General features: G+C 66.4%; 14 protein-coding genes. 8 read left to right on the forward strand and 6 right to left on the reverse strand.

Going from position 1 to position 17,736, the window contains the following annotated elements; translation table 11 throughout:
- Positions 1 to 32 precede the first annotated feature (32 nt).
- The 5 genes from hslU to GA645_RS02300 form a co-directional block, all read right to left on the reverse strand.
- Positions 33 to 1,373: an ATP-dependent protease ATPase subunit HslU gene (gene hslU / locus GA645_RS02280; protein WP_152219587.1), complete on the reverse strand. Its 1,341-nt coding sequence runs from the start codon at positions 1,371 to 1,373 to the stop codon at positions 33 to 35.
- A gap of 170 nt (positions 1,374 to 1,543) precedes the next feature.
- The gene (gene hslV, locus GA645_RS02285) at positions 1,544 to 2,080 is read right to left on the reverse strand and encodes an ATP-dependent protease subunit HslV (RefSeq protein WP_152219589.1); all 537 of its coding nucleotides are present in this window, start codon (positions 2,078 to 2,080) and stop codon (positions 1,544 to 1,546) included.
- Between the two features lie 152 nt (positions 2,081 to 2,232).
- A complete protein-coding gene (locus tag GA645_RS02290) occupies positions 2,233 to 3,066 on the reverse strand; it encodes an SPOR domain-containing protein (protein WP_152219591.1) in 834 nt (277 codons plus the stop codon).
- Between the two features lie 6 nt (positions 3,067 to 3,072).
- A complete protein-coding gene (argS, locus tag GA645_RS02295; protein ID WP_152219593.1) occupies positions 3,073 to 4,836 on the reverse strand; it encodes an arginine--tRNA ligase in 1,764 nt (587 codons plus the stop codon).
- Positions 4,837 to 5,039: 203 nt separating this feature from the next.
- Positions 5,040 to 7,259, reverse strand: coding sequence for a primosomal protein N' (locus tag GA645_RS02300; RefSeq protein WP_152219595.1), 2,220 nt, complete (start codon positions 7,257 to 7,259; stop codon positions 5,040 to 5,042).
- Positions 7,260 to 7,469: 210 nt separating this feature from the next.
- Here GA645_RS02300 and rpmE point away from each other — a divergent pair, with 210 nt between their 5' ends.
- The 8 genes from rpmE (at position 7,470) to GA645_RS02340 (ending at position 15,252) form a co-directional block, all read left to right on the forward strand.
- Positions 7,470 to 7,685 carry a 50S ribosomal protein L31 gene (gene rpmE, locus GA645_RS02305; protein WP_090264577.1) on the forward strand — a complete coding sequence of 72 codons (216 nt, stop codon included), beginning with the start codon at positions 7,470 to 7,472 and terminating at the stop codon, positions 7,683 to 7,685.
- A gap of 25 nt (positions 7,686 to 7,710) precedes the next feature.
- A complete protein-coding gene (locus GA645_RS02310; RefSeq protein ID WP_152219597.1) occupies positions 7,711 to 8,514 on the forward strand; it encodes a thermonuclease family protein in 804 nt (267 codons plus the stop codon).
- Positions 8,511 to 9,962 (forward strand): M48 family metalloprotease, encoded by a 1,452-nt coding sequence (locus GA645_RS02315; RefSeq protein ID WP_152219599.1) that lies wholly within the window; start codon positions 8,511 to 8,513, stop codon positions 9,960 to 9,962. The genes GA645_RS02310 and GA645_RS02315 overlap by 4 nt, the downstream gene beginning before the upstream one ends.
- 103 nt (positions 9,963 to 10,065) lie before the next feature.
- Complete coding sequence (locus tag GA645_RS02320; protein WP_152219600.1) at positions 10,066 to 11,334, forward strand: malic enzyme-like NAD(P)-binding protein; 1,269 nt, start codon at positions 10,066 to 10,068, stop codon at positions 11,332 to 11,334.
- 140 nt (positions 11,335 to 11,474) lie between these two features.
- Positions 11,475 to 12,818 (forward strand): nodulation protein NfeD, encoded by a 1,344-nt coding sequence (locus tag GA645_RS02325; RefSeq protein ID WP_152219602.1) that lies wholly within the window; start codon positions 11,475 to 11,477, stop codon positions 12,816 to 12,818.
- Entirely contained in the window at positions 12,818 to 13,588 is a 771-nt protein-coding gene (locus GA645_RS02330) for a slipin family protein (protein ID WP_152219604.1), read from the forward strand. Before GA645_RS02325 ends, GA645_RS02330 begins: the two co-directional genes overlap by 1 nt.
- A gap of 92 nt (positions 13,589 to 13,680) precedes the next feature.
- Positions 13,681 to 14,454, forward strand: a complete 774-nt coding sequence (locus GA645_RS02335; protein WP_256676049.1) for a phosphatase PAP2 family protein — start codon at positions 13,681 to 13,683, stop codon at positions 14,452 to 14,454.
- Positions 14,455 to 14,520: 66 nt separating this feature from the next.
- Positions 14,521 to 15,252: an ABC transporter substrate-binding protein gene (locus tag GA645_RS02340; RefSeq protein WP_152219606.1), complete on the forward strand. Its 732-nt coding sequence runs from the start codon at positions 14,521 to 14,523 to the stop codon at positions 15,250 to 15,252.
- Positions 15,253 to 15,364: 112 nt separating this feature from the next.
- Here GA645_RS02340 and yccS read toward each other — a convergent pair whose 3' ends face one another.
- Positions 15,365 to 17,560 (reverse strand): YccS family putative transporter, encoded by a 2,196-nt coding sequence (gene yccS / locus GA645_RS02345; protein WP_152219608.1) that lies wholly within the window; start codon positions 17,558 to 17,560, stop codon positions 15,365 to 15,367.
- Between the last annotated feature and the right edge of the window lie 176 nt (positions 17,561 to 17,736).

Below are 17,736 nucleotides of genomic sequence, written 5' to 3' on the forward strand. Positions count from 1 at the left end.
CTGAGGCGCCCCGTCGCAGCGATGCGGATTGCTTACAGGATGTAGCGGGACAGGTCTTCGTCCTGGGCCAGTTCGCCCAGGTGGCCGTTGACGTAGGCCGCGTCGATCACGATCGGCTTGTCGCTGTGCTCGCTGGCCAGGTCGGCGGCGTCGAAGGACACCTCTTCCAGCAGGCGTTCGAGCAGGGTGTGCAGGCGACGGGCGCCGATGTTCTCGGTCTTCTCGTTGACCTGGTAGGCGATCTCCGCCAGGCGCTTGATGCCGTCGGCGGCGAACTCGATGCCCAGGCCCTCGGTGTTGAGCAGCGCGGTGTACTGTTCGGTCAGCGAAGCGTGTGGCTCCTGGAGGATGCGCTCGAAGTCGCTCGGGGTCAGGGCTTTCAGCTCGACGCGGATCGGCAGGCGGCCCTGCAGTTCCGGCACCAGGTCGCTCGGCTTGGAGAGGTGGAAGGCGCCCGAGGCGATGAACAGGATGTGGTCGGTCTTCACCATGCCCAGCTTGGTGTTCACCGTGCAGCCTTCGATCAGTGGCAGCAGGTCGCGCTGCACGCCCTCGCGGGAGACGTCGGCGCCGCCCACGTTGCCGCGCTTGGCGATCTTGTCGATCTCGTCGATGAAGACGATGCCGTTCTGCTCCACGGCCTCCAGGGCGCGGGCCTTGAGGTCCTCTTCATTGACCAGGCGCTGCGCTTCCTCGTCGCGGATCAGCTTCATGGCCTCGGCGACCTTCAGCTTGCGGGTCTTGCGCTTGCCCTTGCCCATGTTGGAGAACAGGCTCTGCAGCTGGTTGGTCATCTCTTCCATGCCGGGCGGGGCCATGATTTCCACGCCTGCCGGAATGTCGGCCACCTCGACGTCGATTTCCTTGTCGTCCAGCTGGCCTTCACGCAGGCGCTTGCGGAACAGCTGGCGGGTGTTGGAGTCCTCGCGCGGCGGCTCGTCGCCGAACCCGCCGGAGCGCGCCGGCGGCAGCAGGGCGTCGAGGATGCGCTCTTCGGCGGCGTCTTCGGCGCGGTACTTCACCTTCTGTACTTCCTGCTCGCGGAGCATCTTGATCGCGGCATCGGCGAGGTCGCGGATGATCGACTCGACGTCACGGCCGACGTAGCCGACCTCGGTGAACTTGGTCGCTTCCACCTTGAGGAAGGGCGCGTTGGCCAGCTTGGCCAGACGACGGGCGATCTCGGTCTTGCCGACGCCGGTCGGGCCGATCATCAGGATGTTCTTCGGCGTCACCTCGGCGCGCAGTTCGGCGGGCAGCTGCATGCGCCGCCAGCGGTTGCGCAGGGCGATGGCCACGGCGCGCTTGGCGTCGTCCTGGCCGATGATGTGACGGTTGAGCTCGTGGACGATCTCGCGGGGAGTCATGGACATTTGATGATTTACTCCGGAACGACAGGCCAATAATCCATTCCTGATCAGCTGCGCGTCGGCAGAACTGCGTTGGAAAAGGATTCAGGATGCTCATTTGCAAATGCAAACTCCGCTCCTTCATCCCTTTCCGCCTTGTTCTGCTCTAGCTCGCTAGATCATGAACAGGATTCTTAGATGGCGCTGTCGAGCTCCTCGATGGTCAGATTCTGGTTGGTGAATACGCAGATGGAACCGGCGATGTTCAACGCGGTTTCGGCGATCTCGCGGGCGCTCATGTCGTCGGTGCCTTTCTGCAGCAGGGCCATGGCCGCTGCCTGGGCGAAGCCGCCACCGGAGCCCATGGCGATCAGGCCAAGCTCGGGTTCGACCACGTCACCGTTGCCGGTGATGATCAGGGAGGCGTCCTTGTTGGCCACGGCGAGCATGGCTTCCAGTCGGCTAAGGGAGCGGTCGGTACGCCAGTCCTTGGCCAGTTCGACGGCGGCACGCACCAGGTGTCCTTGATGCTTTTCAAGCTGCTGCTCGAAGCGTTCGAAAAGGGTGAAGGCATCGGCGGTGGCGCCGGCGAAGCCGGCCAGCACTTCACCGTGGTACAGGCGGCGGACTTTCTTCGCGTTGCCTTTCATCACGGTGTTGCCCAGGGAAACCTGGCCGTCGCCGCCCATGACGACTTTGCCGTTACGGCGGACAGATACGATGGTGGTCAAGGGTCTTACTCCACACTGCGGGGCGATGTGCCCGAATGCAGAGTCAGATGGGGACTACGAAGGCGGGGTTCAAGTCCTGCGCCGATCGGTGAAGGTGCTTTTCGCACACCACCCGTCGGCGCAGGGCCTGATCTTGCTGGAGAGACTGGGGATCAGCGGGTCTGGCGCTGCTGTAACAGCAGATTGCTGAAGCCGTTGCCGGCCAGTTGCTTCTGCGCGGCCGAGGCCTTGGTGCGGTCGCCATAGGGGCCGACCATCACCCGGTACCAGGTTTCGTCGCGCACGGTGCCGGACTCCACGCGAGCGTTCTGGCCCATCATGATGATCTGCGCGCGCAGGTGGTCGGCGTCGGTCTGTTTGCGGAACGAGCCGGCCTGCAGGTAGTACTGGGCGGCGGCCACTGCCGGCGGCGGCGTGGGCTTGGCCGGTGCCGTCTGGCCAGCCGGGGTCTGCGGCTGCGCCTGCTTCTGCGCCGTCGCTACCTGGTTGGCGGCGGCTGCGGTAGCCGGGGTTGCCGGAGTAGTGGCTGGCTTGACCACCGCGGGCGGAGGCGGAGTCTGGCCGCTGAGGGCGGTCAGCGCGCGCTGGGTGTCGATTTTTTCCGCTTCTTCCTTGGTGGCGACCACGGTCGGCGGCTGCTGCGGTTGCGCAGGCTTGGCCGGCGGAGGCACGGCTTCCGGCGGCACGGCGACTTCCGAACCCGGCAGCAAGGTGTAGAAGTCGTACTTGGGCTTCACCCCGGTCGGAGCGCTGGGTTGCTGCTGCACGGTGCCCGACGGCTTGTTGGAGCCGACCACGGTCTTGGGCGCCTCGGGCTTCTCGCGTTTGACGTCGTTGCGACCCGGCTCCAGCTTCATCAGGAACATGATGAAGCCGCCGATGGCCAGGCCGGCGACCAGCCAGGCCCAGCCGGGGACCGAACTCTTCTTGGCCGGGGCCTGGTAGCGGCTGGCGCCGCGCTTGGGAGCGGGTTTCTTCTTCGCCATGGGTGCTTACATGCGCTCCAGGGTTTCCAGGCCCAGCAACTCCAGGCCCTGCTTGAGGGTACGGCCGGTCAGCGCGGCAAGGCGCAGGCGGCTTTCCTGTTGCGCCGGGTCTTCGGCGGTGAGGATCGGGCAGTGCTCGTAGAAGCTGGAGAACAGGCCGGCCAGCTCGTACAGGTAGGCGCAGAGGATGTGCGGGACCCCCTTCACGGCGACGTTGTTGAGCACATCGGCGAACTGCGCCAGCTGCGCCGCCAGGGCAATTTCCTGGGGCTGCTGCAGGACGATCTTGCCGCCAACCTCGTCGTAACCCTTGCCCAGCTTGCGGAATACGCCGGCCACACGGGTGTAGGCATAGAGCAGGTAGGGGGCGGTGTTGCCCTCGAAGCTCAGCATCAGCTCGAAGTTGAAGCTGTAGTCACTGGTGCGGTGCTTGGACAGGTCGGCGTACTTGACCGAGTCGATGCCCACCACGTGGCCGATGCGGCGCAATTCTTCCTCGTCGAAGGGCGTTTCGCCTTTCTCGATGCGCTTCTCGTTAAGGCCTTTGACCAGGGTGTAGGCGCGCTCCTCGGCTTCGATCAGCAGGTCGATCAGCTTCACGGTGCCGCCGTCGCGGGTCTTGAACGGCTTGCCGTCGGCGCCGTTCATGGTGCCGAAGCCCATGTGCTCCAGCTCCATGCCGGCCGGGACGAAACCGGCGCGGCGGGCCACTTCGAACACCTGCTGGAAGTGCAGGGCCTGGCGCTGGTCGACGAAGTACAGCACGCGATCGGCGTGCAGCGCCTTGTGGCGGTAGCGCATGGCGGCGAGGTCAGTGGTGGCGTAGAGGTAGCCACCGCCGGCCTTCTGCACGATCACCGGCAGCGGCTCGCCTTCGGCGTTCTTGAACTCGTCGAGGAATACGCACAGGGCGCCGTCGCTCTCGACCAGCAGGCCCTTGGCGGTGAGGTCGGCGACCACCTGGGCGAGGTCATCGTTGTAGGCGCTCTCGCCCTTCACGTCGGCCATGGTCAGTTTCACGCCCAGCAGGTCGTAGACCTTCTGGCAGTGGGACAGGGAGATGTCGTTGAAGCGGGACCACAGGGCCAGGCACTTGGGATCGCCGGCCTGCAGCTTCACCACCAGCTCACGGGCGCGGTCGGCGAACTCGGGGGATTCGTCGAAGCGCTTCTTGGCGGCGCGGTAGAAGACTTCCAGGTCGTGCAGCTCGGCCTGGGCGTCCACCGGTTGTTCTTCCAGGTAGGCCAGCAGCATGCCGAACTGGGTGCCCCAGTCGCCCACGTGGTTCTGGCGGATCACCGTGTCGCCGAGGAATTCGAGTACGCGGCTGACGGCGTCACCGATGATGGTCGAGCGCAGGTGGCCGACGTGCATTTCCTTCGCCAGGTTCGGCGAGGACAGGTCCACCACCACGCGCTGCGCGGCTCCGGCCTTGCGCACGCCGATGTGGCCGTCGGCCAGGGCCTTGTCGAGGCTGGCGGCGAGCCAGGCCTGGTCCTGGAAGAAGTTCAGGAAGCCGGGGCCGGCGATCTCGACCTTGGCCACTTCCGGGCTCTGCGGCAGCGCCTCGACCAGCTTGGTGGCCAGGTCGCGCGGCTTCATGCCGGCGGGCTTGGCCAGCATCATGGCGATGTTGCTGGCGAAGTCCCCGTGGGTTCGGTCCTTGGTGTTCTCCACCTGGATGTCGGGCGTCAGGCCGGCCGGCAGGGTGCCGTCTTCGGTGAGGCTGACAAGGGCTTGCTGGATCAGGTGGCGAATCGTGTCTTTCATCGTTTTCTCCGTGCTCGCGTGCATCCGGCGCGCGCGACCGGTTTATCGGGCTCAGAACCGCGCATTATCCGTGGCCGGGCATGGCTTGCCAACCGCGGCGCGCTCCTTGTCAGTCTCACCGTTGTGGCAGAGCCCGCGGATGATGGAAGTCAATGTAGGACGGATGCGCAAGCCCAGACGGTTTTATCTGGGCGGATCATCTGTCAGAACAGATCAATCGGGTCCACATCCAGCGACCAGCGCACCTGCCGGCCACTGGGCATGCCTTCGAGCACTTGCAGCCAGGGTGTGAGCAGGCGGTGCATCGGTGCGCGTGCGCTGCTCATCAGCAGCAGCTGGGCGCGGAAACGACCGGCGCGGCGCTCCATGGGAGCCGGCACCGGGCCAAGCAGTTCTACGTCGCTGCCCAGCCCAGCCTGCAGGCGTTCGGCCTCGGCGCAGGCTTCGTCGAGGAAGGCTTCGGCCTGCCCCGGCTTGTGCGCTTCGGCGCGCAGCAGCGCGAGGTGGGCGAAGGGCGGCAGGCCGGCGGCGCGGCGTTCGGCCAGGGCCTGGTCGGCGAAGGCGAAGTAACCCTGCTCGGTGAGCTGTACCAGCAGTGGGTGGTCGGCCAGGTGGGTCTGGATCAGCACGCGGCCGGGCTCCTCGGCCCGTCCGGCGCGGCCGGCGACCTGGACGATCTGCTGGGCCATGCGCTCGCTGGCGCGGAAGTCGGCGGAGAACAGCCCGCCGTCGGCATCGAGGATCGCCACCAGGGTGACGCGCGGAAAGTGGTGCCCCTTGGCGAGCATCTGGGTGCCCACCAGGATGCACGGCTCACCCTTGTTGATGGTGGCGAACAGGTCGCGCATGGCGTGCTTGCGCGAGGTGCTGTCGCGGTCGATGCGCAGCACCGGGTAGTCCGGGAAGAGGATGCGCAGGCGCTCCTCGGCGCGCTCGGTGCCGGCGCCGACCGGGCGCAGGTCGACCGTGCCGCATTTCGGGCAGTTGCGCGGCGGCCGTTCGCGGTGATCGCAGTGGTGGCAGCGCAGCTCGCCGCTGCCCTGGTGCACGGTCATCCGCGCGTCGCAGCGCGGGCACTGGCTGATCCAGCCGCAGTCGTGGCACAGCAGGGTCGGGGCGAAGCCGCGGCGGTTCAGGTAGACCAGTACCTGCTGGCCAGCGGCCAGGGTTTCCTTGATCGAACGCTGCAGCGGCATGGAGATGCCCGAATCCAGCGGCAGGCTCTTCACGTCCAGGCGCTGGAACTTCGGCTGGTGCGCGCCGCCGGCGCGCTGGGTCAGGCGCAGCAGACCGTAGCGGCCGCTCTGGGCGTTGTGCAGGCTTTCCAGCGCGGGGGTGGCCGAGCCGAGCAGGATCGGCACGTTCTCCAGCCGCGCGCGCACCATCGCCAGGTCGCGGGCGTGGTAGCGCAGGCCTTCCTGCTGTTTATAGGAAGCGTCGTGTTCCTCGTCGATGATGATCAGCCCCGGATTCATCAGCGGGGTGAACAGCGCCGAGCGGGTGCCGATGACGATGTCCGCCTCGCCGTCGCGGGCGGCCAGCCAGGCGTCGAGGCGCTCGCGGTCGGTCAGCGCCGAATGCAGCAGGGCGATGCGCGCGTTGAAGCGGCGCTCGAAGCGGGAGAGGGTCTGCGGGCCGAGGTTGATCTCGGGGATCAGCACCAGCGCCTGCTTGCCGGCCTCCAGGGTTTCGCGGATCAGCTGCAGGTAGACCTCGGTCTTGCCGCTGCCGGTGACGCCGGCCAGAAGGAAACTGTGGAAGCTGCCGAAGCCGGCGCGTACCGACTCGAAGGCGGCGCGTTGCTCGGCGTTCAGCGGCAGTTCCGCCTGCGCCAGCCACGGGCCGTGGTGCGCCGGCACGCTGAGGGTGCGGACTTCCAATGAGACCAGGCCTTTCTCCTGCAGCAGGTCGAGGCTGTCCTTGTTGATCTGCAACTGGCTGAGCAGGTCGTGGGCGACGCCATGGGGGTGCTGCTTGAGGATCTTCAGTGTCTCGCGCTGGCGTGGTGCGCGGGCCAGGCGCACGTCGTCCTCGCGGGCGCCGGGCTCGGCGTGCCAAAAGCGCTGCTGGCGTGCCTCGGCGGGGTCACCCTGGCGCAGCAGGTTCGGCAGCGCCCAGGAGAAGGTGTCGCCCAGGCTGTGCTGGTAGTACTGCGCGGTCCAGCGGCACAGCTCCAGCAGGTGAGCCGGCATCGGCGGCTCGCGGTCGAGCACGGCCAGGGCCGGGCGCAGCTTGTCCGCCGGGACCTCGGAGGTCTCGACCTTGTCCACCAGCACGCCGACCATCTCGCGGCGGCCGAACGGCACGCGCAGCCGCACGCCCGGTTGCAGGCGCGATATGTCGACCCCGCGTGGCGGCAGGTAGTCGAACAGGCGGCGCAGCGGCGAGGGCAGGGCGAGGCGTAGAATGGAGGGTGAGGGCACGCGGCGGATTCCGGAGCGGCGGGGAGCGGCGATCTTAGCACCCGGTGACCATCGGTCGAGGCTTGACTTGCGTGGAAAAACAGCTCTGGTATGATCCACGCCCTTAATTTGTGCGGTGCCCGGTAAAGATCCCGCCTGCGGTCCTTGAAGACCGTGGCTCGGCTTCTGACAGAGACTGGGTGGCGGCACACCAACCAGAGAGAAGACATCATGAAACCGGAAATCCATCCCGCTTACGAAGAAATCGAAGCTACCTGCAGCTGCGGCAACGTGATCAAAACCCGTTCGACCCTGTGCAAGAGCATCCACCTGGACGTCTGCTCCGAGTGCCACCCGTTCTACACCGGTAAGCAGAAAGTCGTCGACACCGGCGGCCGTATCGATCGCTTCAACCAGCGTTTCGCCATGTTCGGTGGCAAGAAGTAAGATCGATTTCCGGGAAAGGCCCTCGATGGTTTTTCACGGTATCTCGAAAAAGGCGTCCCTTGTGGGCGCCTTTTTTATGGCCGTCTGTTTTGTGGCGGATGTGGCTGCCGCTGCCTGCCCTAAGCCTGAGTCGCCTGAAACGGTGCGCGTGGCGCGGGTCGTGGACGGCGACACCTTGAAGCTCGCCGATGGTCGCAGCGTGCGTCTGATCGGCGTGAACGCCCCGGAGCTGGCACATCGCGGCCGTCCGGAAGAGCCCTTCGCCGTCGCTGCGCAGCGACGGTTGCAGGCGCTGGTGGCGACCAATGACGGCGAGCTCGGCCTGGTCATCGGCCGCCAGGGCAAGGACAAGTACGGCCGCACCCTGGCCCATGCCTATGATTCGCGCGGCAACAACCTCGAATCCCGCCTGCTTGCCGAAGGCCTGGGCTACCTTGTAGCTATTGCCCCGAACACCGATCTCACCGCCTGCCAGCAGTCCGCCGAGCGCGAGGCGCGCATTGCCGGGTTGGGATTGTGGAAGCGTGCGCCGGTTCAAACCGCGAAACAGCTTCAGGAAAGTGGCTTTGCCGTGGTTCGCGGGCGCGTCGAACAGGTGCAACGTAACGGCGGAGGCCTGTGGATCGATCTCGATGGCCCGCTGGTGCTGCGCATCGATCCGCGACTGCTGAAGAACTTCAATGATGTAACCCTGCGTGACCTGCGCGGTCGACAGGTGGAGGCGCGAGGCTGGGTGATCGACCGGGCCGAGCGCGACGCAATTAAACCCGGACAGGCACGCTGGATGCTGCCTTTGACCGATCCGGCGATGATGGAGGTATTGCCATGAGCTTACGCTCGTTCGGAATTCTGGCCCTGCTGGCGTTGATCAGCGTCCTGGCCGGCTGCGCGGTCAACCCGGCCACCGGCAAGACTGACTTCGTGACGATGAGCGAGCAGGAAGAGCTAAGTCTGGGGCAGAAGTACAGCCAGGAGATCCTCAAGCAGTACCCGCGCTACGAGGACGAGAAGCTGCAGGCATACGTGCAGCAGGTCGGCGAACGGGTCGCCCGTGCCGGCGACCGGCCCAACCTGCAATACCATTTCACTGTCATCGATACCCCGGACATCAACGCCTTTGCCTTGCCCGGCGGCTACATCTACATCCATCGCGGCCTGATGGCCTACCTGGGCTCTGAAGCGGAGCTGGCTGCCGTGCTCGGCCACGAAGTCGGCCATGTCACCGCCCGCCACAGCGTGCGCCAACAGAGCCAGTCCAGCGCCTGGAACGTCCTCGGCCAGGCCGTGGCCATCGGCACCGGCGTCGGCGCCGCGGCTGACCTCACCAACGTACTCGGCACCGCCTTCGTGCGGGGTTACGGCCGCGATATGGAGCTGGAGGCCGATGGCTTGGGCGCCAAGTACCTGGCCCGCGCTGGCTACGACCCCACCGCGATGATCCAGGTGGTGCGGGTGCTGAAGAACCAGGAAGACTTCGCCCGTGACGAAGCCGCGCGCAAGGGGCAGGCGGTCCAGCCGGTGGGCTACCACGGCCTGTTCGATACCCACCCCGACAACGACGAGCGCCTCAAACAGGTGATCGGCCCGGCCCAGGCGCTGGCCGCCGGCGGCCAGCTCGAGGTCGACGTCGAGCGTTACCTGAAGGCCATCGACGGCATGCCGTTCGGCGACTCGGCCTCCAGCGGCGTCCGTCGTGGGCAGAGCTTCTACCATTCGGAGCTGGACTTCACCCTGACCTACCCGACGGGCTGGAGCATCCTCAACCAGCCGACCGCCCTGGTGGGCTTCACCGCCGACCAGCAGGCCTACATCGGCATGAAGCTGGTGCAGCGTGATGGCCAGCTGACGCCGGCGGAGTTCCTGCGCAAGGGAACCGGCGGCCGCCTGGCGGGCGAGGAGAGCTTCCAGCAGGCCGGTCTGGACGTCGCTACCGGCGTAGTGCCCGGTTCGCCCGCGCGTCGCGTCGCGGTGATCTACCAGAAGGACCGCGCCTACCTGTTCGTGGGTGCGGTGAAAGGCCGCGCCTCCCTGGAGAGCGTGGATGACCAGTTCATGCAGGTGATCCGCAGCTTCCGGCCGATGCGTGCGGACGAGAAGAAGCTTGCGCAACCGCGCCGGATCGCCGTCGTTCAGGTCAAATCCGGGCAGACTGTCGAGGAGTTTGCGAAAGCGGGTCCGGGCCTGGAATCTGACTCGATAAGTCGTATACGTTTATTGAATGACTTGTATCCAATCGGTCAGCCAAAACCTGGCGATTGGCTGAAGGTCGTACGCTAGAGGTCTTGACAGCAGGGGCTTGGGCTACCTTGGCAGGTGCGGGCTTTCTGCGTATGCTCGGACCCCCGTCTGTCCAACAAGTAACAAAAGCGGAAGTGCCCAAATGTCTGATCTGAAGACCGCTGCCCTCGAATATCACGCCCAACCCCGCCCCGGTAAACTGAGCGTCGAGCTGACCAAGCCGACCTCCACCGCCCGCGACCTGTCGCTGGCGTACAGCCCGGGTGTTGCAGAGCCGGTCCGCGAAATCGCGCGCGATCCGGAACTGGCCTTCAAGTACACCGGCAAGGGCAACCTGGTCGCAGTCATTTCCGACGGCACCGCCATCCTCGGTCTGGGGAACCTCGGCCCGCTGGCCTCCAAGCCGGTCATGGAAGGCAAAGGCGTGCTGTTCAAGCGCTTCGCCGGTGTCGACGTGTTCGACATCGAAGTCGACGCCGAAAGCCCGCAGGCCTTCATCGATACCGTCAAGCGCATCTCCATCACCTTCGGCGGCATCAACCTGGAAGACATCAAGGCGCCCGAGTGCTTCGAGATCGAGCGCGCGCTGATCGAACAGTGCGACATCCCGGTGTTCCACGATGACCAGCACGGCACCGCCATCGTGACCGCCGCCGGCATGCTCAACGCCCTGGAAATTGCCGGCAAGAAGCTGGAGTCCGCGAAGATCGTCTGCCTGGGCGCCGGCGCTGCCGCCATCTCCTGCATGAAGCTGCTGGTGAGCATGGGCGCCAAGGTCGAGAACATCTACATGATCGACCGCCAGGGCGTGATCCACGCTGGCCGCAACGACCTGAACCAGTACAAGGCCGTATTCGCCACCGAGACCGACAAGCGCACCCTGTCCGACGCCCTGCAAGGCGCTGACGTGTTCGTCGGCCTGTCCGGCGCCAACCTGCTGAGCGCGGAAGACCTCGCTCGCATGGCACCGAACCCGATCGTCTTCGCCTGCTCCAACCCGGACCCGGAAATCAAGCCGGAACTGGCTCACGCCACCCGCAATGACGTGATCATGGCCACCGGCCGTTCGGACTACCCGAACCAGGTGAACAACGTACTGGGCTTCCCCTTCATCTTCCGCGGTGCCCTGGACGTACGCGCCACCCGTATCAACGAAGAGATGAAGATCGCCGCCGCCCTGGCCCTGCGTGACCTGGCCAAGCAGCCGGTACCCAAGGACGTGTGCGATGCCTATGGCGTGAGCTCCCTGGAGTTCGGCCGCGAGTACATCATTCCGAAGCCGATGGACAAGCGCCTGATCACCGTCGTCTCCGACGCCGTGGCCAAGGCCGCCATCGAGACCGGTGTTGCCACTCTGCCGTATCCGAAGCACTACCCGCTGAAGTCCGTCGACGACGTCTTCAACGGCTGATTCGCATAGGCTCACGAGAAACCCCGCTTCGGCGGGGTTTTTCGTTTCTGGCGGGAGGCCTGGTCCAGAGGGCTATGCTTAGAAGAGGGCGTCGCCCATTCATCCGCCGCGACGCCCGCCGGCTATGGCCAGGAGGCGCCATGCTGAGGCTGCTCCGTCGACTCGCCTGTTTCCTGCTGCTTGGCGCAGGCGGAGCGCTGGCGTCCCCGACGGCAGTGGTGCTCGACCTGGACGGCGCCATCGGCCCGGCCAGCGCCGACTATGTGGTGCGCGGCATCAGTCGCGCTGCCGATGAGGGCGCGGCGCTGGTGGTGCTGCGCATGGACACCCCCGGCGGGCTGGACAGCGCGATGCGCAGCATCGTCAAGGCGATCCTGGTCAGCCCGGTGCCGGTGGCGGGCTACGTCGCCCCTGGCGGTGCGCGGGCCGCCAGTGCCGGGACCTACATTCTCTACGCCTGCCACATTGCGGCGATGGCGCCGGGCACCAACCTGGGGGCGGCAACGCCGATCCAGATCGGCATGCCCAATCCCGACCGCTCGCCGGACAAGTCCGGCGACAAGCCCGATAGCAACGCCAGCACCCTCGAACGCAAGCAGATCAATGATGCATCGGCCTACATCCGGGGCCTGGCGCAGTTGCGCGGGCGCAACGCGGACTGGGCCGAACGCGCGGTGCGCGAGGCGGTCAGCCTGTCGGCGGATGAGGCGCTGAAGCAGAAAGTGGTGGATGTGGTGGCGCCGGACGTGCCGATGCTGCTGGCGATGATCGACGGCCGCAGCGTCAGCGTCGACGGCCGCGACCTGCGCCTGCAGGTGGCCGGCGCGGCGCTGGTGGAGCGTCAGGCTGACTGGCGGACCAGGCTGCTGGCGGTGATTACCGATCCCAGCGTGGCGCTGATCCTGATGATGATCGGCATCTATGGGCTGATCTTCGAGTTCGCCAACCCCGGCATGACCCTGCCCGGCGTGCTGGGCGCGATCTGCCTGCTGCTGGGGCTGTACGCGTTGCAGATGCTGCCGGTGAGTTATGCCGGCGCAGCGCTGATCCTGCTCGGCCTGGCCTTCATGGTTGCCGAGGCCTTCATGCCCAGCTTCGGCGCCCTTGGCTTGGGCGGCATTGCCGCCTTTGTGGTCGGCGCGCTGATCCTGGTCGACACTGATGCACCGGGGTTCGGCATTCCCCTGGCGCTGGTGATCGCCCTGGCGACCGTCAGTGCCCTGTTCATCGCCGGTGTACTCGGGGTCGCGCTCAAGGCCCGGCGTCGCGCCGTGGTCAGTGGTCCGGCGGGCTTGGTGGGCAGCCTGGCGACCATCCAGTGGGTGGCCGACGACGATCCCTGCGCCGGCTGGGTGCTGCTGCAGGGCGAGCAGTGGCAGGTTCACGCCAGCCGACCGCTGCACAACGGCCAGCGGGTACGGGTGATGGCGCGTAACGGCCTGAGCCTGGAAGTGGCGGCCAACGACGATTCAGGAGGTGTGTAATGGGCTTTCCCTTCGGGCTCTTGGTGGCGCTGATCCTGCTGCTGTTCCTGGTGCTCAGTGCGCTGCGGATCCTGCGCGAATACGAGCGCGGGGTGGTATTCCAGCTGGGTCGTTTCTGGAAGGTGAAAGGGCCGGGGCTGGTGCTGGTGATCCCGGTGGTGCAGCAGATGGTCCGGGTCGACCTGCGCACGGTGGTGCTCGACGTGCCGCCGCAGGACGTGATCTCCCGCGACAACGTCTCGGTGAAGGTCAATGCCGTGGTGTACTTCCGCGTGCTCGATCCGCAGAAGGCGATCATCCAGGTGGAGAACTTCCTCGCCGCTACCAGCCAGCTGGCGCAGACCACCCTGCGCGCGGTGCTGGGCAAGCACGAGCTGGACGAGATGCTGGCCGAGCGCGAGCGGCTCAACATGGATATCCAGAAGGTCCTCGACGCGCAGACCGACGCCTGGGGCATCAAGGTCGCCAACGTCGAGATCAAGCACGTCGACCTCAACGAATCGATGATCCGCGCCATTGCACGCCAAGCCGAAGCGGAGCGCGAACGGCGGGCCAAGGTCATCCACGCCGAGGGCGAGCTGCAGGCGTCCGAGAAACTGATGCAGGCCGCCGAGATGCTCAGCCGCCAGTCCGGCGCCATGCAATTGCGCTACATGCAGACGCTGAGTGCGATCGCCAGTGACAAGAACTCCACCATCGTATTCCCCATGCCCATCGAGTTGCTCAAGGGCCTGCTCGAGTCGAGCGGCAAGTCGACCAAGCCTGACTGAAGGCAAAGTCCCTCAGATAGCCAGCGTCTATAGTTGCCGGCTCATGCATTGACGCGCTCATGCCAGGACGACATGGGCGCCCTGGGGGAACGATGAAACCTACCCTGCTTGCGGCCGTGACGCTGGCCGTTACCACCGGCCTGCTCGGTTGTGCCGGTGCGCCGCAGATGAGTTGGTCGCGCGTGGGTGATTCCGCGCAGCGCGCGGTGGTCAGTCCGGATGTCTGGGGGCCGGTGGCCGGCGCGGCGGTGATCGCCGCCGGCAACTGGGATCACAAGTGGCAGCGTTCGGCGAGCGATCACGGCTGGGTCTTCGGTGACGATGCCAACCAGGCTGCCGACCGCATGCTCAACCTCGCCACCGGGGCGAGTGTGGTCAGCGCGCTGGTTGCCGCGCCGAAACAGGCGGACAGCGAGGAAAAATGGAGCTGGCGCGGGCGCAACCTGGCGCTGCTGACGGCGGACCGCTACGCCGTGACCGGGTTCGTCGAGCAGGCCAAGGACTGGTCCGGGCGCGAGCGGCCCGACGGCGTTCCGGACGACTCCTTCCCGTCCAAGCACACTGCGGTCACCGCCGTGCACACCAGCTTCACCCGGCGCAACCTGGACTACATCGAGATGGACCCGACCCTGCGCTACACCGCCAAGGCCGGGCTCTACACGCTTGACGGGCTGACCGCGCTGGCGCGGGTCGAGGGCGACAAGCACTATCCGACCGATGTGCTGGTGGGCATGGCGGTGGGCAACTTCTTCGCCAACTTCACCTACAACCTGTTCCTCGAAGAGCCCGAGCGCGACCGCTACAACCTCGCGGTGATCCCCGAGACCGGTGGAGGCATGAGCCTGCGCGCAGCGATGCTGTTCTGATCGGGTTGGCGTGTCGTGGGGGGCTGCGGCTAGTCTTGCCTGATCATTTTCCGAATGAGTAAGTCGATGCCGCTGCGCCTCCTGTTGTTGCTGTTGTGCCTGGTCAGTGTCGCCCCGCGTGCCGATGAGGTACTGCGCATGGCGGCGGACCGCTGGCCACCCTATGCCGACATCCGCCTGCCGGGCGGTGGCGTGGCGGTGCATCTTGTACGCGCGGCCCTGCAGCGCGCCGGCTATGCCAGCGAGTACGTCGAAGTGCCCTGGCCGCGCGTGCTGTATGGCGTACGCGGCGGCGAATACGACCTGGTGGTGGATGCCTGGTACAGCCCGGACCGGGAGACCTTCGGCGAATACTCCGAACCCTACCTGACCAATCGCGTGCGCCTGATCAAGCGCCAGGGCTCGCCGATCACCTTCGCTCATCTCGCCGACCTCTATCCCTACCGGATCGCCGTGGTGCGGGGCTACAGCTATTCCCCCGAATTCGACCGAGACCCGCAGTTGCAGCGGGTGAAGGTGCTCAGTTTCGCCAACGCCGCGATGATGCTGCAGGCCGGGCGGGTGGACCTCACCCTGGAAGACGAGGTGACCGCTCGCTATCAATTCGCCGGAGAGCTGACGGCGATCAGGGACCAGTTGGAGTTCCTGCCGGTGCCGCTGGCGGAAAAGGGGCTGCACATCCTGGTCAGCCTGCGCAATCCGAAGCATGCGCAGATCGTGGCGGCGTTCAATGAGGCCATCCGCACGATGCGCGCGGATGGCAGCTATGACGCATTGATGCGGAAGCATGGGTTGTAACGGGTGGGGAGTGTCAGAACGGTGCTCTTTGCAGGAGCGAGCTTGCTCGCGAATAGACTCTCCCGGTGGCAGCGGTGCTGTGCGGTTCGCGAGCAAGCTCGCTCCTACAGGATCAGGCCGTCTCGGCCTGCTCCGCGGCAATCTCCTTCTTCAGCAGGTGCGCCGCCAGCGTCCGCAGCGGTGTGAGCTGCCGGCAGATCAGCGCCAGCTGGGTCTGCACCAGTCGATGCGCGTCGTCCTCGTCCTCGGGCAGCTCTTCCAGGCGCTTGGCCAGCGCGTCTTCCTCGTCGCTGTAGATTTCCACCGGACGCTGCTCAGTTAGGCGCGCGGCGATGTCATCGAGGCTGGCGGTGAGGCGTTCGGCGGCTTCGCTAATCAGCGTGTCGCTCGGCGCCGGGGGCAGGCGGTCGCGGTGCGCGCCGAGGGCGGAGAGGTAGCTGAGCAGGGTGTGGGAGAGCACCAGGAAGCGGAAGCCGATCTCCGCGTCCTTCCGGAAGTGGCCGGGCTCCAGCAGCATGTTCGACAGCGTGGTGGAGAGCGTGGCGTCGGCGTTGTGCGCGTTGCGCCGGGCGGTGCGGTAGGCCAGGTCGTCGCGCTTGCCGTTGGCGTACTGCTGCATGATCTCGCGCAGGTAGCGGCTGTTGCAGGCCAGGGTGCCGCCCACCAGCCGGTGCAGGCTGCGGCCGTGCCAGTCGGGCAGGACCAGCATCACCGCGGCGCCGGCGATCAGTGCGCCGAGCAGGGTATCGATCAGTCGCGGCAGGATCAGCCCGTAGCCGTCGCCCACCTGGTTGAAGCAGAACAGCACCAGCAGGGTGATCGCCGCCGTGGCGAGGGTGTAGCGCGTGCTGCGGCTGGCGAAGAAGGCGACCCCGGCGATCACGGCCAGCAGCGACTGGATCAGTGGGTTGGGGAACAGGTCGATCAGCGCCCAGCCGGCCACCAGGCCGATCAGGGTGCCGAGAATCCGCTGCACCAGGCGGATGCGCGTGGCGCCGTAGTTCGGCTGGCAGACGAACACGGTGGTCAGCATGATCCAGTAACCCTGGGTCGGGTGGATCAGGTGCAGCACGCCGTAACCGGCGGCCAGCGCCAGGGACAGGCGCAGGGCGTGGCGGAACAGCAGCGAGGTGGGCGAGACCTGCAGGCGGATGCGCTCCAGCGCCTCCTTCAGGGAGTGTGGCGAGCGGTCCAGCAGAGTGCTGTCCTGCTCGTCGTCCAGCGTGTCCGGGTTGCTCGCGCCGCTGAGCTTGCGGTCCAGCGTGGTGAGGTTGGCCGCCAGGGCGCCGAGGGAGCGCAGCAGTCCGCGCCAGGCCGGATTACCCTGCTGGCGCAGGTACTCGAGCGAGGCATTGAGGTCGGCCAGGGCCAGCTCACTGTCGTTGTAGTCGAATGGCTGGCGTAGCTGGATGGCCTTGGCCAGCGCCTTGCACGCCTTGCCCTGCTGGTTGAGCAGGCGCTGGCAGCGGAACAGCACGTCGCTGTGGAAGAAGGCTTCGGCCAGCTGGTTGTACGGATGGTGCGAGGAGCTGGCGCGCTCGTGGACGTCCTGGGCGATGAAGTAGAGCTTCAGGTAGCGGCTGATCTTCGGGCTCGGTCGGCCATGGGACAGGCGCGCGAGGATGGTTTCCTTGGCCTGGTTCAGCGCCACCACCACCCGGCCGTTCTGCCGCGCCAGGGCCAGGCGCTTGGCCTCCACGTCGAGCTGGCGCAGGGGTTCGAGCAGGCTCGACTTGATCTTCAGGTACTCGCCCAGTTCGAGGAACAGCTTCGCCAGGCTCTGCTGTACCGGCTGGTTGGCGAACAGCGCGTTCCACAGCACCGACAGCAGGCCGTACCAGCCGGCGCCGATCACCAGTAGCGCCGGCTCGCGCCAGAAGTCGGTGGGCGTGCCGCCGCGCTGGTCGACGCCGATCATGGTGTAGATCGACAGGATCAACGTTGCCGACGCGATGGCCGCGTAGCGCTCGCCCAGCGCGCCGAGCAGGGTCATGGCGAAGGTCGACAGCGCAAGGCCGGCAACGAAGACGAGTGGGTAGGGGAACAGCAGCTCCACCGCCAGCGATGCGATGGTGAAGCAGGCCAGGGTCACCAGCAGCGCCTGCAGGCGGCCCAGCCAGTGGTCGTCGGTTTCCGCCAGGGCACTGGCGATGACCCCGAGGAACAGCGGGATCACGAGCTCCGGCCGACCCTGCAGCCAGCACGCGAGCATGACCCCGCTGAGGGCGACGAACACCCGCAGGCTGTAGGCGAACTTGTCCAGCGCCCAGAGGCGCCGCAGGGACTGGAGCAGCGGGGAGGAAAACATCGAATCGGGGGTTTCCGGGTGTCTGCCGCCCAGACTAGCGGAACGTCTGCAGCGCTGCTATCGCAGGGGCGCCAGCGCGTCGTGTTGGCCGCGTCGTCCGCTTCAACCCGATGCGCTCCCTGTAGGAGCGCGCCATGCGCGCGATCGCGGGCATGGCCCGCTCCTACAGGGTGAAC

Source organism: Pseudomonas sp. SCB32, from assembly GCF_009189165.1.
Taxonomy (GTDB): domain Bacteria; phylum Pseudomonadota; class Gammaproteobacteria; order Pseudomonadales; family Pseudomonadaceae; genus Pseudomonas.